The following is a 22,676-nucleotide window of genomic DNA, read 5'->3' as shown; positions in this document are numbered from 1 at the left end:
CGTACCAAGCCCCCGAGATGTCACGGTACGGACGGACTGACTGACTGTGGGTCGTACGGGCGGTCAGAGCCAGCCCTGCTGCCGGGCCGCGCGGACCGCCTCCATGCGGTTGCGGGTGCCCGTCCTGCCGATCGCCGACGACAGATAGTTGCGCACCGTCGACTCCGACAGATGCAGTTTGGCCGCGATGTCGGCGACCGTCGCCCCGTCCACCGAGGCGACCAGCACGTCCCGCTCACGCGCCGTCAGCGGGCTGGGCCCGGAACTGAGCGCGGCGGCGGCCAGCGCCGGATCGACGACCGTCTCCCCGGCCAGCACCCGGCGGATCGCCGCCGCCAGCTCCTCGACCGGGCCGTCCTTCACCAGGAAGCCCGCGGCCCCCGCCTCCATCGCCCGGCGCAGATAGCCCGGCCGGCCGAACGTGGTCAGGATCAGCACCCGGCAGTCCGGGACCTCCTCGCGCAGGTCGGCCGCCGCGTCCAGGCCGCTGCGGCCCGGCAACTCGATGTCCAGCAGCGCGACATCGGGACGGGACGCCAGCGCCGCCGCCACGATCTCGTCACCCGCGCCGACCTGCGCCACCACCTCGATGTCCGGCTCCAGACCGAGCAGCAGGGCGAGCGCGCCGCGCATCATCCCCTGGTCCTCGGCGAGCAGGACGCGGATGGACGGGGCCGGGGGGCGCCCTTCATCAGGCATTTCGTTCACCGGCCCAGGGTAGGCGAGCCGTCCGCCCCGGCCCCGGTGCCGGGTGGGCCCGCCGCGTCGCCGCCCGCCTCGGCGCCCGCGTCCGCCGGGAGTTCCGCGGTGACCACGAAGCCGCCGTCCGGGCCCGGCCCCGCCACCAGGGAGCCGCCGGCCGCGGCCAGCCGTTCGGTCAGCCCCTTCAGCCCGGTGCCGCCGATGCCCGGCGCTGGCGCGGGCCCGGCCGGGCGGCCCCGGCCGTCGTCGGTCACCGTCAGCCGTACCCGCTCGGCGGACCCGCCGACCGCGAACACGCAGCGCGTCGCCGTCGAGTGGCGCACGACATTGGTGACGGCCTCCCGCACCACCCAGCCCAGCAGCGCCTCCGTCTGCGGGGCGAGGGGCGGCCCGGAGCGCCGGACGACCGGCTCGACACCGGCGGCGGTCAGCGCGGACCTGGCCCGGTCCAGCTCGGTGGCGAGGCCGCCCTCGCGGTAGCCGGTGACGGCCTCCCGGATCTCGGTGAGCGCCTGACGGCCCACCGACTCGATGTCGGCGACCTGGGAGAGCGCCGCGTCCAGGTCGCGCGGGGCGAGCCTGCGGGCCGCCTCCGACTTCACCACGACGACCGACAGCGTGTGGCCCAGCAGGTCGTGCAGATCCCGCGAGAAGCGCAGCCGCTCCCGCTCCACGGCGGTGCGCGCCAACTCCTGCCGGGTGGCGCGCAGTTCCGTCACGGTCTCCGCCAGCCGCAGGATCGCCGACGTCACGGCCCCGGAGATGAACGTCCCGTACCCCAGCGTCCACGGCGGGGACACACTGTCCCCGCGCCACACCGCGATCGCACAGGCCGCCGCGGCGAGCCCCAGCAGCGCGGCCATGAGCCAACGATGGCGCAGGACCGTGCCGGCGGCCAGCGACAGCAGCGGGAAGAACAGCAGCCAGCTGTCGCCGTAGCCGATCGCCAGCGCGAAGGTGACCACCGCCAGCGCCCCGAGCAGCACGTACGTCACCGGGCTCTCGCGCTTCTCCTTGACGAAGCCCCGGAACACCACCGAGATGTACAGCGCGTTGAAGGCCAGCAGGCCCAGGCCGCCGATCCACGGGCTGGGGGTCTCGCCCTGGAACAGGTTGGAGAACGAGCCCAGCCCCATCAGCAGCCAGGGCAGCAGCGTGTACGGCGTCGGCGGTCCCGGCCTGCGGCACTCCCTCCGCGACCGTCGGCGTTCCCGGCGTTCCCGGCGTTCCCGGCGTTCCCGGCGTTCCCGGCGCGAGGGCTGTCCGTTCCGTGGCATCTTCGCTCCCGTCACACGGTCCTGGCGGACCGACGGTACGAGATCACCGCGTACGCCCCGAACAGCAGGAGCCACCCGGCGAGCACGCCCAGCGTCGTCGCGCCCGGCGCGTGCCCGCCCGTCGTCGCCCAGCCCAGGTCGGCGAACCGGTTGGCCGGGGTGAGCCGGCCGACCGCGCGCAGCCGGCCGGGCAGCATCTCCAGCGGGAACCACAGCCCGCCGACGACCCCGAAGCCCATCAGGCAGGCCACGTTGGCGACTCCGGTGCCCTGCGGGGTCAGCCGGTAGCCGTTGCCCAGCCCGAGCAGCGTGAACGGCAGCGCGCCGATCCACAGCAGCAGCACCAGCACCACCCACTGCCAGGCCGCCACCCGCACCCCGTTGACCAGGGCCCCGGCCAGCAGCACGGTCAGGATCACCGGCAGTACCGTCACCGATCCGCTGACCGCCCGGCCCACCACCGCGTGCGACGGCGCGAGCGGGGTCACCCTCAACTGCTGGAGCCAGCCCAGGGACTTGTCGGACGCGACGCCCGTACCGATCGACATGGCCGAGCCGAGCGCCCCGTACGCGGCCATGCCGACCATCGACGCGGTCCGCCAGCCGTCGGCGCTCCCCTCGGCGCCGATGTTGGTGAAGATCAGGTACATCATCACCGGCATGCCCGTGCCGAAGATCAGGAATCCGGCGTCGCGCAGGGTCCGGCGCGTTTCCAGCAGGACGTAACGGAACATCAGACGGTCTCCTTCGCCGCTCCGGGCAGGCCGGGCACGGGTACGGGCGTGGTGCCGGCGGGCGCGGTGCCGGTGGGCGTGGTGAGCGCGAGGAAGGCGGTCTCCAGCGTGGCCGGGGAGACCTGGAGCCCGCGCACCAGACCGCGCCGGGCCAGCTCCACCACCGTCGCGTCCGAGTCGTCGGTGCGCAGCAGCGCCCGGTCCCCGGTCACCTCGACGGCCACCACACCCGGCAGCCGGTCCAGGCCCTCCGTGGGCCCGCCCGCCAGGTCGAACGACACCTGGCTGTGCCCGGCCGAGCCCCTGACCTCCTCACCGCTGCCGTCCGCGACGATCCGGCCCCGGTCGATGACGACGATCCGGTCGGCGTTCTCGTCGGCCTCCTCCAGGTAGTGCGTGCAGAACAGGACGGTGTTGCCGCGCCGGGCATAGGCCCGCATCGACTCCCAGAACGCGCGCCGCCCCGCCACGTCGAGCGCGGCCGTCGGCTCGTCCAGCACGATCAGCTCGGGGTTCCCGGCCAGCGCGACGGCGAACCGAACGCGCTGGGTCTGGCCGCCCGAGAGCTTGTCGATGCGCCGGTCCGCGTACTCCGCCACCCCGGCCAGGGCCAGCGCCTCCGCGAGCGGCATGGGGTGCGGATACGCCGAGGCGACGAAGGAGACCAGTTCGCGCACGGTCACCCTCGGGATGGGCCGGCCCTCCTGGAGCATGGCGCCCACCAGGCCCGCCCGCACCGCCTGTTCCGGGGAGCGGCCCAGCACTCGTACCGTCCCCTCGTCCGGCTCGTTCAGGCCGAGCAGCAGCGAGATGGCCGAGGACTTCCCCGCCCCGTTGCGGCCGAGCAGCGCCACGGTTTCGCCGCGCCCGATCCGCAGCCCGATGCCGTCCACGGCCCGTACGCTCCGCCCGGCCCGGCCGAACGTCTTCACCGCCCCGGTGAAGACCACCGCGGCCCCGTCGTCCCTTGTCTGCCTCATGCCTACGACGTTACGGAGCGTGATCGTGCGGCGGCAGATCCATGCGTACCCGGTCCGCGATGACATTTGTCACCGGCCGTACGCGAGGTGGCGGGGACGCGGGAACAGAGCGGTGCCCCTGCCGGCCGTGGGCGTCACGGGCGGCAGGGGCACCGCGTCCCCCTCCTCGATTACCGCGCGGCGGTCAGGCCGCCGCCGCGCCGCCTTCCTCCGCAGGGCGGCGGTGGCGTCCGGCCGGCCGATCCGCCGATTCCTCCGTCGCCACACCCCCTCGGTGCTTTCCGGAGCCGCCGGCGTCGGCCCGCGGCGCGTCCGCCACCGGCGGGTGCGTCAGGGTCGTGTCGGTGTGGGCTTCAGACATGTGGGAAGTCACCCCGTTGTGATCGCTTACGTGTGTGTCAACCGGAGCGTCACGCCACCGCCATCCGGGAAAGGCCACGGTCAGTGACCGAATGCACGGTTACGTGAGCCCGGGCCCAAGCTTAGAGCTCGTGCACCCCACCAGGGGCGCCTGCCCCAAGGGAACCGGGGTACACGCGGGAAGAGGAACCGGCGCGCCGGAAGGTTGCCTACGACTTCCTCCGGGCAGCCGTTCCGTGTCCTCCGGCATCTCCAGGAGCGCCACCGCGCAGGCCGTCTCCCCGTCCGCGTACGGCAGCTTCAGCACCCCGTCGCGCGACCACACCCCGCTGCCGCCCAGCCAGCCGGCGGGCGCCGCGACCTGATGCAACCGGCGGCCGGACGGACGCCACAGACCGATCCAGGCCCCCTCCGCGCCGTCGATCCGCAGCGCCACCGCGCAGCTCTCCGGCATCAGCGGCTGCCCCGGCTGCACGGCGAACGGCGTCACCGTGCGGCCCGGCAGCCGCAGGCACTCCGGGAAGCGCACCGGCAGGCTGCTGCCGAGCACCCCCCAGCCGAGCCGGGCGTGTCCGGGCGCGTCCGAGCGGATCAGCAGCAGACCGCTGTCCGGATCGGCGAGCAGCAGCCGGTCGTCGCTCTCCGGCGCGATCTGGAGCAGCGGCGTCATCCCGGCGTCCCGATCCAGGTCCACGGCGACCGTCTTCACCGGGCCGCCGCCCGCCGGTTCCCGGTCCAGGGCGAGCAGCCGGCCGTCCCGGTCCAGCCAGACCCCGCCGGAGCAGCGGCCCGGCAGATCCGCGAGGTGCTCGGGCCCGCCCGGCCCGCCCGCCACCCGCCACAGGCCCGTGGAGTACGCACCGGCCGACAGCGCGTAGGCGCTCACCCCGTCCGGGGACGGCGGCAGCAGGGTCAGCGCGTCGCGCTCGACGGACCCGAGCAGCACCTCGCCGGTGCCGGGCCCGGTCGGATAGAGCAGCGAGAAGGTGTGCCGCTCCGCGACCCGGCGCCGGATCAGCACCCGCCCGTCGGCCAGCGGCAGCACCTGCGCCTCCGCCTCCTCCGGCTGGTCGGTGGGCAGCGGCACGGCGTACGGCTCGGGCCCGTCCAGCGTCCACCGCTCGACGAACCGGGCACCCTCGCCCCCGGCCACGGAGGCGACGGCGAGCCGCGCCCCGTACGCCCCGTCCCCGGCGAGCACGAACGGCGGCAGGACCGTTTCGGCCGGGCGCTCGACGGCGGGGGCCCGGCCGACCGGCGCGGCGGGTACGGCCTCCGTGCCGGGGCGCTCCGCCCGGCCGGGCGCCGCGAGCGTCCACTTCCCCGGCCCGGCCGGGGCGAGCGCCCACTCGGTGGCGCGGCCCGGCACCGGGACCGCGACGGGCGAGAGGGCGGGCGCGGGGGCGACCGGGACGACTCCGGCCACCGGGGAGGCGGCCCGCGCGCGGGCACCGGCCGCCGGCTTCGTCTCCACGCGGACCCACTTGGGCCCGCCGGCCCCCGCACCGGCCCCCGTCGTGGACCCCTCTTTGATGGCACAGGCAGTCATCGACTCATTACCTCCGGCCACCGAAGCTAGTTTTCGCACTTCCAGCCGAACAACACGAGACCCCCCACTTCACACATAAGGGTGGTGATGGTCGGATTCCGCTGTGCCCGCGAGCGCGGGTGTGCTGCGCGGACGGGTGCCGTCGGGCGGCCCGTTCCCCGGGGCTTCCGGGGGTGCGCCGGGCAGGTAGCCTTTGCTCCGTGCCCCGTCTGTCTGATGTCATCTCCGAGCTCGACGCCCTCTGGCCGCCCGAGCGGGCCGAAGGATGGGACGCGGTCGGCACCGTCTGCGGTGATCCGGACGCCGAGGTCCACCGCGTGCTGTTCGCCGTGGACCCCGTGCGGGAGATCGCCGAGGAAGCGGTCCGGCTGGGCGCCCAGCTGATCGTCACCCACCACCCGCTCTATCTGCGCGGGACGACGACGGTCGCGGCCGACACGTTCAAGGGCCGGGTCGTGCACACCCTCATCCGGCAGGGCGTCGCGCTGCACGTCGCCCACACCAACGCCGACACCGCCGACCCCGGTGTCTCCGACGCCCTCGCCGCGGCCCTCGACCTGCGCGTCGAACGCCCCCTCGTCCCGGACCCGGGCGACCCGGAGGGGCGCCGCGGCCTCGGCCGCGTCTGCGTGCTCGACCACCCCGAGACGCTGGGCGCGTTCGCCGCCCGCGCCGCGGCCCGGCTGCCCGCCACCGCGCAGGGCATCCGCCTCGCGGGCGACCCGGCGGCGACCGTGCGCACCGTCGCCGTCAGCGGCGGATCGGGCGACAGCCTCTTCGACGCGGTGCGCGCCGCCGGTGTGGACGCCTTCCTCACCGCCGACCTGCGCCACCACCCGGCCTCCGAGGCCACCCAGCACTCACCGCTCGGCCTCGTCGACGCCGCGCACTGGGCCACCGAGTGGCCGTGGTGCGCACAGGCCGCCGCACAGCTCGAAGCGATTTCCGACCGCCTCGGATGGGACCTCCGGGTCCACGTCTCGAAGCAGGTCACCGACCCCTGGACCGCCCACCACTCTTCTGGAGCCCCCAACTGAACGCCGCGCCCGCCGATCAGATCCGACTTCTCGACGTCCAGGCGCTCGACCAGCGCCTCTCCCAGCTCGCGCACCGCCGCAAGTCCCTGCCCGAGCACGCCGAGATCGAGTCGCTGACGGCCGACCTCGCCCAGCACCGCGCCCTGCTGGTCGCCGCGACCACCGAGGAGAGCGACACCGCCCGCGAGCAGACCAAGGCGGAGCAGGACGTAGACCAGGTCCGCCAGCGCGCCGCCCGCGACCAGCAGCGCCTGGACTCCGGCGCGGTCACCTCGCCGAAGGACCTGGAGAGCCTCCAGCGCGAGATCACCTCGCTCGCCAAGCGCCAGGGCGACCTGGAGGACATCGTCCTGGAGGTCATGGAGCGCCGCGAGTCCGCCCAGGAGCGGGTCTCCGAGCTGACGGACCGGGTCGCCGCCGTGCAGGCCAAGGTCGACGACGCCACCGCCCGCCGCGACACCGCCACGCAGGAGCTGGACGCGGAGGCCGCCACGGTCACCAAGGAGCGCGAGGTCGTCGCCGGTTCGGTCCCCGCCGACCTGCTCAAGCTGTACGACAAGCTCCGCACCCAGCAGGGCGGGGTGGGCGCCGCCCGCCTCTACCAGCGCCGCTGCGAGGGCTGCCGCCTGGAGCTCAACATCACCGAGATCAACGACGTGAAGGCGGCCGCCCCGGACGCGGTCCTGCGCTGCGAGAACTGCCGCCGCATCCTCGTCCGCACCGCCGACTCGGGCCTGTAGTGGTGGAGCGGCCGCGCCGGTTCGTCGTCGAGGCCGACGGCGGCTCACGGGGCAATCCGGGCCCCGCCGGCTACGGCGCGGTCGTCATCGACCCGGACACCGGCGAGACGCTGGCCGAGGCCGCCGAGTACCTCGGCGTCGTGACCAACAACGTCGCCGAGTACCGGGGCCTGGTCGCCGGCCTGCGCGCCGTGCGGTCCCTGCTCCCGGACGGCACCGGGCCGTCCGACGCCGCGGTGCACGTCCGGATGGACTCCAAGCTGGTCGTGGAGCAGATGTCCGGCCGCTGGAAGATCAAGCACCCGGACCTGAAACCCCTGGCGGCCGAGGCCGCGGGCGTACTGCCGGGCGCGGCCGTCACCTACGAGTGGATTCCGCGCGAGCGGAACCGGTACGCCGACCGGCTGGCCAACGAGGCGATGGACGCGGGCCGGCGCGGTGTCCCGTGGGACCCGGCCGCCTCCACGGCCGCCCCGGACGCCCCGCACACCCCGGTGGCCGTGCCTCCGCTCCCCGGCGCGCCGGCCCCGTCCGACCCCGTCACCCCGCAGGTGGGCTGGGGCTCCGCCCCGGACCTGGGCGCCCCCGCCACCCTCGTCCTGCTGCGGCACGGCGAGACGGCCCTCACCCCGCAGAAGCGGTTCTCCGGCAGCGGCGGCACCGATCCCGTCCTCTCCGCCGCCGGCCGCGAACAGGCCGCCCACGCGGCGGCCGCCTTCGCCGCGCGCGGCACCGTCCAGGACATCGTCAGCTCCCCGCTGCGCCGCTGCCGCGAGACGGCCGGCGCGGTCGCGGACCGGCTGGGCCTGGAGGTGCGGATCGAGGACGGGCTGCGCGAAACGGACTTCGGGGCCTGGGAAGGGCTCACCTTCGGCGAGGTGAAGGAGCGGTACGGCCCCGAGCTGGACGCCTGGCTCGCCTCCCCGGACGCGGCCCCCTCCGGCGGCGGCGAGAGCTTCGCCGAGGTCGCCCGGCGGGTGGCGGACGCCCGCGACCGCCTCGTCACGCGTTACGCGGGGCGCACGGTCCTCGTCGTCACGCACGTCACGCCGATCAAGACGCTGGTCCGGCTGGCCCTGGGCGCGCCCCCGGAGGCGTTGTTCCGGATGGAGCTGTCGGCGGCGTCCGTCTCGACGGTGGCGTACTACGCGGACGGCAACGCCTCCGTACGCCTCCTGAACGACACGTCCCACCTGGCGGGCTGACCGCGCCCGGACGGCACTCGGCCCCACCGGCCGGGGGGAGGGCCGGTGGGGCCGAGGCGGTTCCGGCCGGTCGGGGGATTACCTGTCGGAACCCGGGTGACCCGGCGTGCGGGTGACGTCCCCTACAGAGGTCGTGCCCCGAATACCGGCGAGCATGCATGTGCTGTACGGGGATTCGACCGGTGTACGAGATTCCGGCCGGCGCGGACGCGCTCAGGCCCCCAGCGCCGCGGCCTCGGCGGCGAGACGCTCCACCCGGCCCCAGTCGCCGGCCGCGATCGCGTCCGCGGGGACCATCCAGCTGCCGCCCACGCAGCCGACGTTGGGCAGCGCCAGGTACGCGGGCGCGGACGCGGGCGAGATGCCGCCGGTCGGGCAGAACCGGGCCCGGGGGAGCGGGGCGGAGAGGGCCTTGAGATAGGCGGTGCCGCCCGCCGCCTCGGCCGGGAAGAACTTCATCTCGGTGACGCCGCGCTCCAGCAGCGCGACCACCTCGGAGGTGGTCGAGACACCCGGCAGGAACGGCAGCCCGGACCCCTTCATCGCCTCCAGCAGCGATTCCGTCCAGCCCGGACTGACCAGGAACCGGGCCCCCGCCGCCACCGTGTCCGCGACATCGCGCGCCGAGATGACCGTGCCGGCCCCGACGACCGCGTCCGGGACCTCCGCCGCGATCGCCCGGATCGCGTCCGGGGCGGCGGCGGTGCGCAGGGTCACCTCGATCGCCGGGAGCCCGCCCGCGACCAGGGCCCTGGCCAGCGGGACCGCGTCGGCCGCGTCCTCCAGGACGACGACGGGCACGACGGGGGCGAGGTCCAGCACGGAGTCCGGCACGGAGGAGATCATGCGCCCATCCTGCCCGCGCACGGCGCAGCACGCAATGACTGTTGCGTCCTGTGCAACGCCAGTGCGGTGTCCGCTCAGTGGATCTCCGTGACCACCACGTCGAGCTGCCACGGCCGCCCCGGCCGGGCGGGCTCCGCCGCCTCGACGACGTAACCCAGGTCCCGCAGGACCGTCACCAGCTCGGCCGGACGGGCCGGCCGGGCCCCCGCGAGCAGCAGGTCCCGCACGATGCGGCCCTTGGTGGCCTTGTTGAAGTGGCTGACCACGGACCGCTTCTCCACCCCGTCCACCAGCTGCGCGTGCAGCACCCGGACGCTCGCCGTTCGCTCCGCGACCGCGCCCTTGGGCTTCCACGCCGCCGCGTACGCGGACGAACGCAGATCCAGCACGAGCCCGTCGCCCGCCGCCTCCGGCATCACCTCCGCCATCGGCGTACGCCAGAACGCCCCGAGCGCGCCGAGGCCCGGCAGCTTCACGCCCATCGAACAGCGGTACGGCGGAATCCGGTCGCCCACCCGGACCGCGCCCCACAGCCCGGAGAACACCAGCAGCGACTTCCCGGCGAGGCGCCGGGCGGCCGGGTCGAGGGTGGCCAGGCCGAGCGCGTCGTACAGCACACCGGTGTACAGCTCCCCGGCCGGCCGTGTCCCCGCCGTCCGCAGCACGGCGTTCTTCGCGACCTCGCCCCGCAGCCCCTCGCTGAGCCCCAGCACTTCGCGGGCCTTGTCCTCGTCCCCCACGCACAGTTCCACCAGGGCGTCCAGCACGGCGCTCCGGGCCCCGCCCAGCCCGCCCAGCGAAAGGGACTCGGGCTTGAGGGGAGCCCCCCGCCCCGAGGCGGCCTTGCCTTCGGAGGGCGGCAACAACACGAGCACGACGGTTCTCCTTCTGACGCACGGGGAAGGGCTCCGCCCGGCGTGCGGTCGGCACGGAGACCCCTGGCCAGCGTACGGGGGCCAGGGCTTCCGGAATGCCGTGGTCCGTGTGGCGGCCTACGCTCGGGGCATGCCTCGCCGTCACCTTCGTATGACCGGCGCAGCCGGGACCCCGCTGCGGGAGGCCCTGCGCGGGCTGCGCACCGAACTGTCGCTGCCCGGCGACTTCCCGGCCGGTGTCCTCGCCGAGGCGCACGACGCGGTACGCGCGCCGGAACTCGGCGCACACCGCGACGCGACGGACATCCCGTTCCTCACGATCGACCCGCCCGGCGCCATGGACCTCGACCAGGCGATGCACCTGGAGCGCCGCGCCCACGGCTACCGGGTGCGGTACGCCATCGCGGACGTGGCCGCGTTCGTACGCCCAGGCGGCGCGCTGGATGCCGAGGCCCACCGCAGGGTGACCACGCTCTACTTCCCGGACGGCCGGATTCCACTGCACCCGGAGGTCCTGTCCGAGGACGCCGCGAGCCTGCTGCCCGGCCGGGTCCGCCCCGCCGCCCTGTGGGAGATCGACCTGGACCCGGAGGGCCGCGCGGTGGCGACCAGGCTGAGCCGGGCCCTCGTACGCAGCCGCGCCCGGCTCGACTACGCGGACGTGCAGCGGCAGATCGACGCGGGCACCGCCGAGGAGCCGCTGGCGCTCCTCCGGGACATCGGCACCCTGCGCGAGGAGCGGGAGGTGGCACGGGGCGGCATCTCCCTCAACGTGCCCGAGCAGGAGATCACCGAGCACGACGGCGGCTACGGCCTGGAGTACCGCGCCCCGCTCCCGGCGGACGGCTGGAACGCGCAGATCTCCCTGCTCACCGGCATGGCGGCGGCCCGCGTCATGGCGGACAGCGGCACCGGCATCCTGCGTACGCTGCCGGTCGCGCCGGACGGCGCGGTGGCCCGGCTGCGCCGCAGCGCCGAGGCCCTGCGCATCGACTGGCCGCAGCACGTCCCGTACGCCGAGGTCGTCCGCTCGCTCGACCCGAGGCGCACGGACCACGCGGCGTTCCTCCAGGACTGCACGACGCTGCTGCGCGGCGCCGGCTACACCGCCTTCGAAGGCGGCGACCTGCCGGTCCCCGCCGTGCACGCGGCCGTCGCCGACCTCTACACCCACTGCACGGCACCGCTGCGCCGCCTGGTCGACCGGTACGCCGCCGAACTGTGCCTGGCGGCCTGCGAGGACCGCGACCCGCCCGAGTGGGTGCTCGCCGCGCTGCCGGCCCTGCCCAAGGAGATGGCGGAGGGCACGCGGCGCGCCAACACGGTGGAGCGGGAGTCCGTGGACCTGGTGGAGGCGGCGCTGCTCCAGGACCGGGTGGGCGCGGTCTTCGACGGGTACGTGGTGGACGTGAAGGACAACGAACCGGCCACCGGCACCGTCCACATCGACGACCCGGCGATCGTCGCCCGCATCGAGGGCGACGCGCCCCTGCCGCTGGGCGAGCGGCTGCGGGTCCGGCTCGCCGAGGCGGCGCCGGGCACGGCGAAGGCCCTGTTCAACCCGGCCTGACGGCGTCTCGTACGATCGCGAGTTCGGCCCCCGCGCCCCGCGCCCGTACGAAGGAAGGACCGGCGTGACCGACCGCGCCCGCCAGCACCAGATCCTGGCCGCCGCCCGTGTGCTCCTGGAGCAGGAGGGCCCGGACGCGCTGACCATGCGCCGGCTCGCCGGGCGGCTCGGCATCACGGCCCCCTCCCTGTACAAGCACTTCCCGGACAAGTCGTCCGTGGTGAACGCGCTGGCCGACGCGATGCTGGCGGAGACCGCCGAGGCCCTCGAAGCGGCGGAGACGGCGGCGCCGGGCTCGTTCCCGGCCCTGGCCGCCGCCTACCGCGCCCACGCCCTGGCCCACCCGCACCTCTACCGCCTCACGACGTCCCGCGCACACCCCCAGCACCTCGAAGACCGCGCCGCCGCCCCCCTCTTCCGCGCCCTCTCCCACGACGAGGCCACGGCCCGCGCGGCCTGGGCCTTCGCGCACGGAATGGTCATGATGGAACTGAACAACCGCTTCCCCACCCCCGAATCCGTCACCACGGCCTGGACAGCCGGCATCACCGCGCTGACGTCGAGCCGCCTCTGACGTCTTGACGTCGTCCGGGTAGCATGGGCGGTACGGCAGACGAGCCGGGCGGACGGCCGCGTGGGGATCTTCGGGTCCTCCCGAGGAACGTCCGGGCTCCACAGGGCAGGGTGATGGCTAACGGCCACCCGGGGTGACCCGCGGGACAGTGCCACAGAGAACAGACCGCCCGGGACTCCGGTCCCTGGGTAAGGGTGAAACGGTGGTGTAAGAGACCACCAGCGCCTGGGGCGACCCAGGCGGCTAGGTAAACCCCACCCGGAGCAAGGTCAAGAGGGGCCGCCGCGAGGCGGCCCTGCGCGAACGTTCGAGGGCTGCCCGCCCGAGTTCGCGGGTAGACCGCACGAGGCCGGCAGCAATGCCGGTCCTAGATGGATGGCCGTCTCCCCGGCCGCCGCGAGGCGACCGGGCGACAGAACCCGGCGTACAGCCCGACTCGTCTGCCGCCACCCACGGCTTGCCACGCGGGTGTCCGGCGCGGTCTCCTTGGCGTCCGAGCGGTGTGGGGATACGGGGGCGGCCAGGGCCATGACATTCGATCAGAGCCGGGCGGACGAGCTCGATGGGCTGATGCTGGGCCTGCCGCTGCCGGACAGTGCGGTGCGGGCGCTGGGGCAGTGGCTGGCCGATCCGGAGCGGGGCGGGCGGTACGCGGGCGGCAGCGGCGCTCATGCCGTGTCCTATGTGCCGGGTGCGTGGACCGCCGTGGAGCCGTGGCCCGCCGCCTTCGCCGACCGGTCGGCCGCAGGTCCGGCTTCGGTGAGCCGGGCCGACGTCGTGGCCGTGGTCCGGGAGGCGGGAGAGAGCGAGGACTGGGCGCGGGCGTTCGTCGCCACGCAGCTGTGGGGGTACGGCGACCGGGGCTACGGCTCGTACCGCACTCGCAGGGTGCTCGCCGGGCCCGCCGCCGGGGCCGCCCTCGCCGAATCGGTGTCCTTGCTCGTGGACGAGGGCGCGGTCGCCGCGTACGAGGCACTGAACACGCTCGGTGGTCTCGGGCCGTCCTTCCTCACCAAGTTCCTCTACTTCGCGGGCCTGGCGCTGCCCGAAGTGCGCGGGCCGCGCCCGCTGATCCTCGACCGGGTGCTGGCCGGGGTCCTGCGCCGGTACGCCTCGGAGGTGGGGCGGGCGGCCGGCCGCGAGTGGTCCGGCGCGATCGCCGGGCGGATGTGGCGCGACGGCGGCTGGACCTCCCACCGCTACGACGTCTACCTCCGCTGGATGCACGCCGCCCATGCCCGGCTCGTGGGCGCGGGCATCGACTGGCCCGATGACCCCGGCGTCCTCGAACTGGCGCTCTTCGGCGCGGCCTGGAACCCCGAGCAGCCGTGACGCCTGCCGCCGGTACGTGCGAACCCCCTGCCGGCGTGGGGCCGGCAGGGGGTTCGGGTTCAGCGGGGTGAGGGGATCAGCAGGCGCCGAGGTCCTTCCAGACGCCCCACTCGCCGGTGCTGCCCGGCGTCTCGTTCTGGGTCCACCACTGGGCCTTGTACTTGTGGCCGTTGTAGGAGACCTCGTTGCCCGAGTTGTAGACCGTGCCGGCCACGTATGCCGGGGTCGAACCGCAGCCCGTGGCGGGCGGGGTGCTGGGCCCGGTGGTCGGCGGGGTGCTCGGCTCGGTGGTGGGCGGGGTGGTGGGCTCCGTGGTGGAGCCGCCGATCGCCGCGTTGATCTGCTTCAGCAGGGTGATGTTCTCGTCCAGGCCGAGCAGGGAGTACATCATCGCGCCGCCCAGGCCGCGCTGCTTGGCGTAGTCGGCCCGCGCCTGGATGGACTTCTTGTCCAGGCCGGTGAAGAACTCGCCGTCCTTGTAGAAGTAGGAGGCCTTCGCCTCGTCGTCCCAGTAGGTCGTCGCCGGGTTGTCGACGATGCCGCCGAGCTCCTTGTAGTGCGCGATGCCAGCCTGCTGGCTCAGCGGACGGGCGCCGGAGCCACCGGTCGCGGACTGCGCGAGACCGTGGGTGCCGCCCTCGGGGACGCCCTTCCAGCCGCGGTAGTACAGCTCGTAGCCCAGGGTCAGCTTCTTCGCCGGGAAGCCGCCGGCGATGCCGTAGGCCGGCTTGCCGTCGATCCAGGAGTCGATCGCGTTGTCGATCGAGTACTTCTCGGTGCCGGGCGCGACCGGGTCGGACGGGTCGTTGCTGCCCGAGTAGAGCGGCGACTGGTGGTACGTCGGGCCGTCGCCGTCCCACGCGCCGTGCATGTCGTACGTCATGATGTTCGCGTAGTCGAGGTACTGACCGATCTTGTCGGTCTCGATGTTCGCGATCTTGTCCTGGCCCGCGCCGAACGCCGCGGTCAGCAGGTACTTCTTGCCACCGTTGGCGGCGCCGTACTCGTCGAGCTGCTTACGGAACTCGGCCAGCAGCAGCGTGAAGTTCTGCTTGTCCTCGGGGGCGTAGTGGTTGCCCAGGTGACCGCCCGCGGAGGCCGGGTACTCCCAGTCGAGGTCGATGCCGTCGAAGATGCCGGCCGCGGTGCCGGGGCCGCCGTAGCCGCCCTCGACGGGCAGGTTGCCCTTGATGTACTGGTCGATGCAGGAGGAGACCAGCTTCTTGCGGCTCGCGTCCGTCTTGGCCGCGTCGCTGAAGTACTTGGAGTACGTCCAGCCGCCCAGCGAGATGTTGATCTTCAGGTGGGGGTACTTCGCCTTCAGTTCCTTGAACTGGTTGAAGACGCCCACGATCGGCTGGTCCCACTTGTCGGCGACGCCGTCCACGCTGTCTGCGGCGCTGAACGACTTCTGGTAGTCGGCGTACGAGTCGCCGGCACCGTCACCCGCGTTGGGGTTGTTGTCGTCGCCCGCGGCCTTGTTGGCCTCGAAGCACGTCAGGTTCGTCGGGTGGATGTTGCCGAACGAGTAGTTGATGATGTCCAGCTGCCCGGCGATGCCCCGGGTGTCGAGGTGCTTCGGGTAGAACGCGTTGCCGTACACGCTCCACTGGTCGTAGTACGCGATGCGCACGTTGCCGGCGGAGGCGGAAGCGGAAGCCGGCGCGTCGGCCGCCTGTGCCGAGCCGATGCCGACGGTCGCGGCAAGCGCTCCGGCGGCGAGGGCCGTGCTCAGGAGCGCGGCGGTGAATGTCTTGCGGGGGTGCACGTGCGGGCCTCCAGCATGGGGGTGCGGGTGGTGCTGTGGGAATGGGGGGTTGGAGAAGTGATAACCGGCCCGTGACCTGCGCGTCAACGATTCCAACAAGATTAGGACTAGACCAATTTGACGGTCTGTGGGCCGGTCGGAGGGTCGGTGCGCATCGGGGGCCGGCCGGGCGGTGCCGGTGACCAGCGGCTTAAGGATCACTTAAAAATGGCAAACGAGTAGTTCGAGAACGAACCACTTGAATGCGGAAAACGGAGCCGCCGCCGGGCTTGCTCCGAGCCCTTGACTGGCGCCTGAACCCCGTTAATGTCTAGACCGCATCGTCTAGGTCTAGACCACGGACCGGGCGGCTTCGCACCCCCGTCCCGACGGAACGGCCGTTTCCCCCCATGGCCGGGCGCACCTCCCCCAGCGCCCCGGCGAGCATCCGGCCGGTCACCGTAAGAGCAAAGGAAGTGATGTGGCATGAACAGCAAGCGACGGATGGCCATTTCGATCGGCGCGCTGGTCGCCCCCGCCCTCGCCCTCGGCCTCCAGGTCAGCACCGCGAGCGCCCACGGCTGGGTCACCGCCCCCACGAGCCGGCAGGACCAGTGCTCCACCGGTGCCGTCGACTGCGGCCAGATCAAGTACGAGCCGCAGAGCGTCGAGGGCCCCAAGGGCCTCAAGAGCTGCAGCGGCGGCAACGCGGCCTACCGCGAGCTGGACGACGACAACAAGGGCTGGAAGGTCACCCCGGTCGGCAAGACCTTCACCTTCACCTGGCACCACACGGCCCGGCACTCCACGGCCAACTGGCAGTACTTCATCGGTGACACGAAGATCGCCGAGTACTCCGGCAACAACGCCCAGCCGCCGGTCGACGTCAGCCACCAGGTCGACTTCGGCAACTTCACCGGCAAGCAGAAGGTGCTCGCCGTGTGGAACGTCGCGGACACCGGCAACGCCTTCTACTCCTGCGTGGACGTGAACATCGGCGGCGGTGACGGCGGCAACACCGGTGGCGGTGACGGCGGCAACACCGGCGGTGGCGACGGTGGGAACACCGGCGGTGGCGACGGTGGCAACACCGGTGGCGGCGAGACCGGCACCTGCGACGCGCCCGCGTGGAGCACCGAGGCCGTCTACACCGGCGGCAACACCGTCTCCCACGAGGGCCACAACTGGCGCGCCAAGTGGTGGGTGCAGGGTGACGAGCCCGGCGCCGGCGGCGAGTGGGGCGTCTGGGAGGACCTGGGCGCCTGCGCCTGACGCGCCACGCCCCCATGGAGCGCCCTCGTTGACGGCGTCTCCCCTCTGACGGCGCGTCCCCCGGTGACGCGCCCGTACCGGCGGCCCAGCGGTGATCGATATCCCGCTGGGCCGCCGTGTGTTCCGCGTACGGCCGCTTTCGGGGCCCCGCCTCAGAACGCCACCGGCTCGCGGATCAGCGGGCAGGTCATGCAGTGGCCGCCGCCCCGCCCCCGGCCCAGCTCCGCGCCGACGATCTCGATCACCTCGATGCCCGCCTCCCGGAGCAGCGCGTTGGTCTGGGTGTTGCGGTCGTACGTGAACACCACACCCGGTTCGACCGCGACCGCGTTGTTGCCGCTGTCCCACTGCTGCCGCTCGGAGGCGTACACATCGCCCCCCGTCTCGATCACCCGGAGCCCCGGCAGCCCCAGCGCCCCGGCGACCACCTCGGTGAACGGCCGGGAGCCCTCGTCGGTGATGTCCACCGGCACCGCGCCGCCGCCCGGCCGCAGCGAGAAGGCGTGGATCGCGTCCACGATGCGCGGGTAGAGGGTCACGACGTCCCGGTCGGCGAAGGTGAACACCGTGTCCAGATGCATCGCCGCCCGCAGCTTCGGCATGCCCGCCACGACGACGTGCTCGGCCGCGCCCCGCTCGAACAGAGCGGCGGCGACCTGGGTGATGGCCTGGCGCGAGGTGCGCTCGCTCATGCCCATCAGGACGACCCCGTTGCCCACGGGCATGATGTCGCCGCCCTCGAACGTGGCCTGGCCCCAGTCCCGTTCCGGGTCGCCCCACCACACCGTGGCGTCGGCGAAGTCCGGGTGGAAGCGGTAGACGGCCTTCATCAGCAGGGTCTCGCCGTGCCGGGCCGGCCAGTACAGCGGGTTGAGCGTGACCCCGCCGTACAGCCAGCACGTGGTGTCGCGGGTGTACAGAGTGTTGGGGAGCGGCGGCATCAGATACTCGCGCACCCCGTTCGACTCGCGGGCAAGGGCGATGTACGGCGGGCGGTAGTCGTCGGGCAGGTCGGTGGTGGCCAGGCCGCCGATCAGGAACTCGGCCAGTGCGCGCGGGGCGAGGGTGTCCAGGAAGGCGCGGGTGGAGTCGATCAGCCCCAGGCCCGCCTCGCCGGCCGTGATCTTCCGGTCGAGCAGCCAGTCCTTCGCGCCCGGTACGGCCAGCGTCTCGGCGAGGAGGCCGTGCAGTTCGACGACCTCGACGCCCCGAGCGGTGAGCGCGTCCACGAAGCCGGCGTGGTCCCGCTGGGCGTTCTCCACCCACATCACGTCGTCGAAGAGCAGATCGGCGGCGTTGGTCGGGGTGAGCCTGCGGTGCGCGAGGCCCGGCGCGCACACCAGGACCTTGCGGAGCCGGCCGACCTCGGAGTGGACACCGAGCGGGGTGCGGGAAGCGCTGGCAGCGGTCATGTGCGGTCCTTCGCAGACGGGTTGGGGGGGGCGGGTCCGGCTCAGAGGCTGATCCAGCCGACCGCGAGGGCGATCACACCCAGGGCGGCACCGGCGACCGAGACGGCGCAGATCAGCAGCTCACGGGGGGAGAAGGGGCGCCGGCCCTGCTCGCGGCGGGCCATCACGAACAGGATCGTGGCCGGGGCGTAGACGATGAAGGAGAGCAGGACGAACCTGAGCCCGGCCGCGTACAGCAGGAACGCCGTGTAGAGGGTGGCCAGCACACCGATGGCGAGGTCGCGCCCCGTCGCCGGCCGCTGGGCCGGCGGGTCCGCGGTGAGCGAGATCTTCAGCGCGAACGCGGCGGCGAGCAGGAACGGGATGAGGGTCAGCGAACTGGTCATGTTCAGTGCGAAGTTGAAGGCGTCGTCCGAGAGCAGCGTGACGATCAGCACCAGTTGCACCAGCACGGTGGTCATGACCAGGGCGGGCACGGGCACGTCGTCCGCGGTGGCCCGGCGCAGGAAGCGCGGCATGTCGTGGTCCTGCGCGGCCACGTACAGCACCTCGGCGGCCATCAGGGACCAGGCCAGATAGGCGCCGAGGACGGACACGATCAGCCCGACGCTGACGAAGACGGTGCCCCAGGTGCCCACGGCGTGTTCCAGGACCCCGGCCATGGAGGGCTGGCGCAGCTCCGCGATCTCGCTCATCGGCATGATCCCGTACGAGACGATGGTGACCGAGGCGAAGACGGCGAAGACGCTGAGGAAGCCCAGGACCGTGGCCCGGCCCACGTCCTTGCGGCGCCGGGCGTGCCGGGAGTAGACGCTCGCGCCCTCGACGCCGAGGAAGACGAAGACGGTGGCCAGCATGGTGCCGCGGATCTGGTCGAACAGGGAGCCCGCGTAGTCGGCGCCGCCCCAGTTCTCGGTGAACACCTCCGGGTCCAGGCAGAAGAGCGCCAGCACGACGAAGACCAGGATCGGTACGACCTTGGCGACCGTGACGATGCGGTTGATCGCCGCGGCCTCCTTGACGCCCCGCCGGATCAGCAGGAAGAAGCTCCACAGCCCGACCGAGGAGAGCGCCGCGGCCAGCACGGTGTCGCCGTCGCCGAGCGCCGGCCAGATCGTGCCGATGGTCGACATGATCAGCACCCAGTACGTCACATTGCCGACGCAGGCGCTCGCCCAGTAGCCGAACGCCGAGAAGAACCCGAGGTACTCGCCGAACCCGGCCTTGGCGTACGCGTACACCCCGGCGTCCAGGTCCGGCCGGCGCATCGCCAGGGACTGGAAGGCGAACGCCAGCATCAGCATGCCCGTGCCCGCGATCGTCCAGGCGATCAGCGCCCCCGCGACGCCGGTCTCCTCCGCGAAGCGCCGGGGCAGCGAGAACACCCCGGCGCCGACCATGGAGCCCACGACCAGCGCGGACAGCGTCATCAGCGAGAGTTTCGCCGTGTGGGGCTGTTCTTCGGTGACTGTGGACACGGAGCTGGGCCCTTCCTGGTGCGACGGCTGCGGCCGGAGGGGGTGGGAAGGAGCGCGGGACAGCACCCCCGTCGGGGTGAAATGTACCTTTCGCTACGTTGTGGGGAGCGGCTGACGGGCCGGTGTCCCCGGATCGGGGCCCGGCTTGACCCTCCCCTTACGTCAGGCCCGAGGATCGGCCACGACGAAAGGGCAGACGCATGAGCTATTCCGTGGGTCAGGTCGCGGCCTTCGCCGGAGTGACCGTGCGCACGCTGCACCACTACGACAAGGCGGGGCTGCTCTCGCCCAGCGGCCGGTCCCCGGCCGGATACCGGCTGTACGGCGAGGCCGACCTGGTCCGCCTCCAGCAGATCCTCTTCTACCGCGAGCTGGGCTTCTCCCTCGACGAGATCGCCGAGATCTTCAAGGACCCGCAGGCCAACGCCCTGGACCAACTGCTGGCGCGGCAGGAGCGGCTGGCGGCGGAGATCGCCCGGCTGGAACGGCTGTCCGAGGTGGCCCGGCGCGCGATCGAGGTGCAGCGGACCGGGGTCGCGCTCACCCCGCAGGAGCGCTTCGAGGTGTTCGGCGAGATCGCCTTCGACCTGAGCTACGCCACCGAGGCGGAGCTCAAGTGGGCCGACTCGCCGGGCCGGCGCGAGTCGATGGCCCGCGCCGCCGCCCACACCAAGGACGACTGGCGCCGGCTCATGGGCGAGGCCACGGCCTGGCGCGCGGAACTGCTGGCCGCCTTCGACGAGGGGGAGCCGAGCGACGGCGAGCGGGCCATGGACCTCGCCGAGGAGCACCGGCTGCACATCTCGCGCTGGTTCACCGCCTGCCCGCCGGACATGCACCGGCGCATCGCGGACGACTTCGCCGCCGATCCGCGCGCCTTCGCCCTGGTCGTACCGCCGTCCCGGCAGCGTCCCGGCCTGGCCGCCTACCTGCGCAGGGCCGTCCACGCCAACGCCGCCCGCCGCACCGGTGCCGACACCGACACCGGCACCGGCACCGGCACCGAGGAGGACCGATGAGGATACTGATCGCCGCAGCCGGATCGCGCGGCGACGTCGCCCCCTACACGGGCCTGGGCGCCGCGCTGCGCACCGCCGGCCACGACGTCGCGCTCGCCACCACGGACGCCTTCGCCCCCCTGGTCCGCGAAGCCGGGCTGGAGTTCCGCCCGCTCCCCGCCGACCCGCGCAAGGGCGGCGGCAACGGCGGCACACGGGAACTCCTGCGGGCCGCCGCCGCGTTCGTCGGCGAGCTGGGCCAGGGGTTCGCCGACGCGCTGGACCGGGGTGCGGACCTGATGCTGCTCTCGACGACCACCGCGCCGTTCGGCCGGCACCTCACCGAGGCCACCGGCATCCCCGGCCTCGGCGTGTACCTCCAGCCCACCGCGCCCACCGGCGACTTCCCGCCCGTCGTCTCGGGCGCCCGCTCCCTGGGCCGCGCCGGCAACCGCATGGCCGGCCGCTTCGCGCTGCGGATGACCGACCGCCTCTACGCCCCGGCGGTGACCGCGCTGCGCGAGCGGCTCGGGCTGCCGCCGGCCCCGCCCGCCGCGCCGCGCGAGCGCCTGGAGCGGGGGGACCGGCCCGTCCTGCACGGCTTCAGCACCGCCCTGGTGCCCCGCCCCTCCGACTGGCGCCCCGGCCTCCGGGTGGTCGGCAACTGGTGGCCGTACCACGACGCGGACGCGCGACTCCCGCCGGAACTGGAGGACTTCCTGTCCGCCGGGCCCCCGCCCGTCCTCATCGGCTTCGGCAGCATGGCGGCCGGTGAGGGGGAGCGGCTGGGCGCACTCGCCGCGGCGGCCCTGCGTCGCGCCGGGCTTCGCGGCATCCTCCAGTCCGGCAGCGCCGGGCTCGCCGCCGGGGGCGACGACGTCCTGACCGTCGGAGACGTACCGCACGCCGCGCTGTTCCCGCGCCTGGCCGCGGTCGTCCACCACGCGGGCGCCGGCACCGCGGCCGCCGCCCTGCGCGCGGGCCTCCCGGCGGTGGCCGTGCCCGTCACGGCCGACCAGCCCTTCTGGGCCCGCCGCCTGGCCGCGATCGGCGCCGCCCCGGAGCCGATCCCGTACCGCCGTCTCACCGCCGAACGGCTCGCGGACGCCCTGGACCGGGCCGTCCGGCGGGGGAGTTGCGCCGAGGCCGCCGCACGGGCCGCGAAGCACATGGCGGGGGAGGACGGCGCGGGCCGGGTGGTGGAGGCGGTGGAGCGGCCGGCCGGGAGCTGAGGGACCCGCCGCTCAGCCGTCCCCCGCACCCCCGCCGCTCAACCGTCTCCCCGCACCCCCGCCGCTCAGCCGTCTCCCCGCACCCCCGCCGCTCAGCCGTCTCCCCGTACCCCCGCCGCTCAGCCGTCTCCCCGTACCCCGCCCCCCGCTCAGCCGTCCCCCCACCCCCACGCGTCGAAGTACGCAGCCGTGCCCGTCAGACGGGCCGTCAGCACCGCCTCCAGGCGGGCGAAGTCCTGCCGGGGCATCAGGGGCCGCCACTCGTCCAGGGACAGCACCCGGACCGCGTCGTGCTCGTCCGGGTCCAGGACGATGGAACGGATCTGCTCGTCCGTGAGCCGGCCGCCGTCGAAGACGCAGCCCGCCGTGCTGTACGGCCAGTCGGCGCCGGGCGGCCCGAAGACCGAGGCCAGGAGCCGGGGCGGGCCCGGCACCTCGATACCCGTCTCCTCGCGGCACTCCCGGCGGGCCGTCTCCCAGGGCCGCTCGCCGTGGTCCATCGTCCCGCCGGGGAACTGCCAGGGGTGCGTGCGCGAGTACGTGGCCCGCAACTGCACCGGGCGGCAGTCCTCGTCGGTGAAGAAGACGAAGGCGAAGCCGGTCGACTTGGGCACCGAGCGGGCGTACTCGTCGGGCGGCAGCAGCGTCCGCCCGCTCGTGCCGCCTCCATGCGTGCTGTACGAGGTCAACAAGGCCCTCCTGGGGTCGTCGCGGCAGGATCACCGTGTCCAACGACCGCCCCCACCCCTCGCACCC

20 protein-coding genes and 1 other RNA gene are annotated in these 22,676 nt (G+C 73.7%); 10 read left to right on the top strand and 11 right to left on the bottom strand.

From position 1 onward, the window contains the following. Positions 1-63: 63 nt before the first annotated feature. The 5 genes from OG710_RS07335 to OG710_RS07315 all read right to left on the bottom strand — a co-directional run bounded on the left by OG710_RS07335 (position 64) and on the right by OG710_RS07315 (position 5,602). Entirely contained in the window at positions 64-708 is a 645-nt protein-coding gene (locus OG710_RS07335; protein ID WP_330238598.1) for a response regulator transcription factor, read from the bottom strand. After that, a complete protein-coding gene (locus tag OG710_RS07330) occupies positions 705-1,979 on the bottom strand; it encodes a sensor histidine kinase (protein WP_330238597.1) in 1,275 nt (424 codons plus the stop codon). The genes OG710_RS07335 and OG710_RS07330 overlap by 4 nt, the downstream gene beginning before the upstream one ends. 11 nt (positions 1,980-1,990) lie before the next feature. Continuing rightward, entirely contained in the window at positions 1,991-2,713 is a 723-nt protein-coding gene (locus OG710_RS07325; protein ID WP_330238596.1) for an ABC transporter permease, read from the bottom strand. Next, on the bottom strand, positions 2,713-3,663 hold the full coding sequence (locus OG710_RS07320) for an ABC transporter ATP-binding protein (RefSeq protein WP_330242183.1): 951 nt from the start codon (positions 3,661-3,663) through the stop codon (positions 2,713-2,715). The genes OG710_RS07325 and OG710_RS07320 overlap by 1 nt, the downstream gene beginning before the upstream one ends. A 490-nt stretch (positions 3,664-4,153) precedes the next feature. After that, positions 4,154-5,602 (bottom strand): hypothetical protein, encoded by a 1,449-nt coding sequence (locus OG710_RS07315; protein WP_330238595.1) that lies wholly within the window; start codon positions 5,600-5,602, stop codon positions 4,154-4,156. Positions 5,603-5,802: 200 nt separating this feature from the next. On the opposite strand from OG710_RS07315, the gene OG710_RS07310 reads away from it, so the two are divergent. From OG710_RS07310 to OG710_RS07300, 3 genes are read left to right on the top strand one after another with little or no spacing between them, the layout of a single operon-like run. Beyond that, complete coding sequence (locus tag OG710_RS07310; protein WP_330238594.1) at positions 5,803-6,639, top strand: Nif3-like dinuclear metal center hexameric protein; 837 nt, start codon at positions 5,803-5,805, stop codon at positions 6,637-6,639. After that, the gene (locus OG710_RS07305; RefSeq protein WP_330242182.1) at positions 6,636-7,379 is read left to right on the top strand and encodes a zinc ribbon domain-containing protein; all 744 of its coding nucleotides are present in this window, start codon (positions 6,636-6,638) and stop codon (positions 7,377-7,379) included. Before OG710_RS07310 ends, OG710_RS07305 begins: the two co-directional genes overlap by 4 nt. A 2-nt stretch (positions 7,380-7,381) precedes the next feature. Then, positions 7,382-8,584 (top strand): bifunctional RNase H/acid phosphatase, encoded by a 1,203-nt coding sequence (locus tag OG710_RS07300; RefSeq protein WP_330238593.1) that lies wholly within the window; start codon positions 7,382-7,384, stop codon positions 8,582-8,584. A 213-nt stretch (positions 8,585-8,797) separates the two neighbouring features. Here OG710_RS07300 and eda read toward each other — a convergent pair whose 3' ends face one another. Together eda and yaaA are read right to left on the bottom strand one after the other, a co-directional pair. Then, positions 8,798-9,430, bottom strand: a complete 633-nt coding sequence (eda, locus tag OG710_RS07295; RefSeq protein ID WP_330238592.1) for a bifunctional 4-hydroxy-2-oxoglutarate aldolase/2-dehydro-3-deoxy-phosphogluconate aldolase — start codon at positions 9,428-9,430, stop codon at positions 8,798-8,800. A 74-nt stretch (positions 9,431-9,504) separates the two neighbouring features. Further along, complete coding sequence (yaaA, locus tag OG710_RS07290; protein ID WP_330238591.1) at positions 9,505-10,305, bottom strand: peroxide stress protein YaaA; 801 nt, start codon at positions 10,303-10,305, stop codon at positions 9,505-9,507. 151 nt (positions 10,306-10,456) lie between these two features. On the opposite strand from yaaA, the gene OG710_RS07285 reads away from it, so the two are divergent. From OG710_RS07285 to OG710_RS07270, 4 genes are all read left to right on the top strand, one after another. Then, entirely contained in the window at positions 10,457-11,875 is a 1,419-nt protein-coding gene (locus tag OG710_RS07285) for an RNB domain-containing ribonuclease (RefSeq protein WP_330238590.1), read from the top strand. Positions 11,876-11,939: 64 nt separating this feature from the next. Continuing rightward, the gene (locus OG710_RS07280) at positions 11,940-12,449 is read left to right on the top strand and encodes a helix-turn-helix domain-containing protein (protein ID WP_330238589.1); all 510 of its coding nucleotides are present in this window, start codon (positions 11,940-11,942) and stop codon (positions 12,447-12,449) included. 40 nt (positions 12,450-12,489) lie between these two features. Continuing rightward, positions 12,490-12,892: RNase P RNA component class A (gene rnpB, locus OG710_RS07275), an RNA gene on the top strand. Between the two features lie 85 nt (positions 12,893-12,977). After that, entirely contained in the window at positions 12,978-13,781 is an 804-nt protein-coding gene (locus tag OG710_RS07270) for an 8-oxoguanine DNA glycosylase OGG fold protein (RefSeq protein WP_330238588.1), read from the top strand. Between the two features lie 76 nt (positions 13,782-13,857). On the opposite strand, the gene OG710_RS07265 is transcribed toward OG710_RS07270, so the two are convergent. Beyond that, positions 13,858-15,549: a glycosyl hydrolase family 18 protein gene (locus tag OG710_RS07265; protein ID WP_330238587.1), complete on the bottom strand. Its 1,692-nt coding sequence runs from the start codon at positions 15,547-15,549 to the stop codon at positions 13,858-13,860. A gap of 465 nt (positions 15,550-16,014) precedes the next feature. Here OG710_RS07265 and OG710_RS07260 point away from each other — a divergent pair, with 465 nt between their 5' ends. Continuing rightward, entirely contained in the window at positions 16,015-16,800 is a 786-nt protein-coding gene (locus OG710_RS07260) for a lytic polysaccharide monooxygenase (protein ID WP_330238586.1), read from the top strand. A 152-nt stretch (positions 16,801-16,952) separates the two neighbouring features. Here the strand turns inward: OG710_RS07260 and OG710_RS07255 are convergent, their stop codons facing one another. Together OG710_RS07255 and OG710_RS07250 are read right to left on the bottom strand one after the other, a co-directional pair. Further along, complete coding sequence (locus OG710_RS07255) at positions 16,953-18,212, bottom strand: arginine deiminase (protein WP_330238585.1); 1,260 nt, start codon at positions 18,210-18,212, stop codon at positions 16,953-16,955. Positions 18,213-18,253: 41 nt separating this feature from the next. Further along, positions 18,254-19,642: a basic amino acid/polyamine antiporter gene (locus OG710_RS07250; protein WP_330242181.1), complete on the bottom strand. Its 1,389-nt coding sequence runs from the start codon at positions 19,640-19,642 to the stop codon at positions 18,254-18,256. Positions 19,643-19,890: 248 nt separating this feature from the next. On the opposite strand from OG710_RS07250, the gene OG710_RS07245 reads away from it, so the two are divergent. Together OG710_RS07245 and OG710_RS07240 are read left to right on the top strand one after the other, a co-directional pair. Further along, positions 19,891-20,709, top strand: a complete 819-nt coding sequence (locus OG710_RS07245) for a MerR family transcriptional regulator (protein ID WP_330238584.1) — start codon at positions 19,891-19,893, stop codon at positions 20,707-20,709. Continuing rightward, positions 20,706-21,920, top strand: a complete 1,215-nt coding sequence (locus OG710_RS07240) for a glycosyltransferase (RefSeq protein ID WP_330238583.1) — start codon at positions 20,706-20,708, stop codon at positions 21,918-21,920. The genes OG710_RS07245 and OG710_RS07240 overlap by 4 nt, the downstream gene beginning before the upstream one ends. Positions 21,921-22,069: 149 nt before the next feature. On the opposite strand, the gene OG710_RS07235 is transcribed toward OG710_RS07240, so the two are convergent. Further along, the gene (locus OG710_RS07235; protein WP_330238582.1) at positions 22,070-22,609 is read right to left on the bottom strand and encodes an NUDIX hydrolase; all 540 of its coding nucleotides are present in this window, start codon (positions 22,607-22,609) and stop codon (positions 22,070-22,072) included. Between the last annotated feature and the right edge of the window lie 67 nt (positions 22,610-22,676).

The sequence above is a fragment of the Streptomyces sp. NBC_00525 genome (genome assembly GCF_036346595.1).
GTDB lineage: Bacteria > Actinomycetota > Actinomycetes > Streptomycetales > Streptomycetaceae > Streptomyces.
The sequence above is the reverse complement of the archived record's forward strand: the minus strand, read 5'-3'. Positions and strand labels throughout refer to the sequence as shown.

Excerpts from the sequence above, each read along its gene's own strand:
- OG710_RS07330 (WP_330238597.1), bottom strand. The coding sequence starts at position 1,979 with ATGCCACGGAACGGACAGCCCTCGCGCCGGGAACGCCGGGAACGCCGG.
- OG710_RS07325 (WP_330238596.1), bottom strand. The coding sequence starts at position 2,713 with ATGTTCCGTTACGTCCTGCTGGAAACGCGCCGGACCCTGCGCGACGCC.
- eda (WP_330238592.1), bottom strand. The coding sequence starts at position 9,430 with ATGATCTCCTCCGTGCCGGACTCCGTGCTGGACCTCGCCCCCGTCGTG.
- OG710_RS07245 (WP_330238584.1), top strand. The coding sequence starts at position 19,891 with ATGAGCTATTCCGTGGGTCAGGTCGCGGCCTTCGCCGGAGTGACCGTG.
- OG710_RS07285 (WP_330238590.1), top strand. The coding sequence starts at position 10,457 with ATGACCGGCGCAGCCGGGACCCCGCTGCGGGAGGCCCTGCGCGGGCTG.
- OG710_RS07255 (WP_330238585.1), bottom strand. The coding sequence starts at position 18,212 with ATGACCGCTGCCAGCGCTTCCCGCACCCCGCTCGGTGTCCACTCCGAG.
- OG710_RS07260 (WP_330238586.1), top strand. The coding sequence starts at position 16,015 with ATGAACAGCAAGCGACGGATGGCCATTTCGATCGGCGCGCTGGTCGCC.
- OG710_RS07250 (WP_330242181.1), bottom strand. The coding sequence starts at position 19,642 with ATGACGCTGTCCGCGCTGGTCGTGGGCTCCATGGTCGGCGCCGGGGTG.
- OG710_RS07315 (WP_330238595.1), bottom strand. The coding sequence starts at position 5,602 with ATGACTGCCTGTGCCATCAAAGAGGGGTCCACGACGGGGGCCGGTGCG.
- OG710_RS07270 (WP_330238588.1), top strand. The coding sequence starts at position 12,978 with ATGACATTCGATCAGAGCCGGGCGGACGAGCTCGATGGGCTGATGCTG.
- OG710_RS07240 (WP_330238583.1), top strand. The coding sequence starts at position 20,706 with ATGAGGATACTGATCGCCGCAGCCGGATCGCGCGGCGACGTCGCCCCC.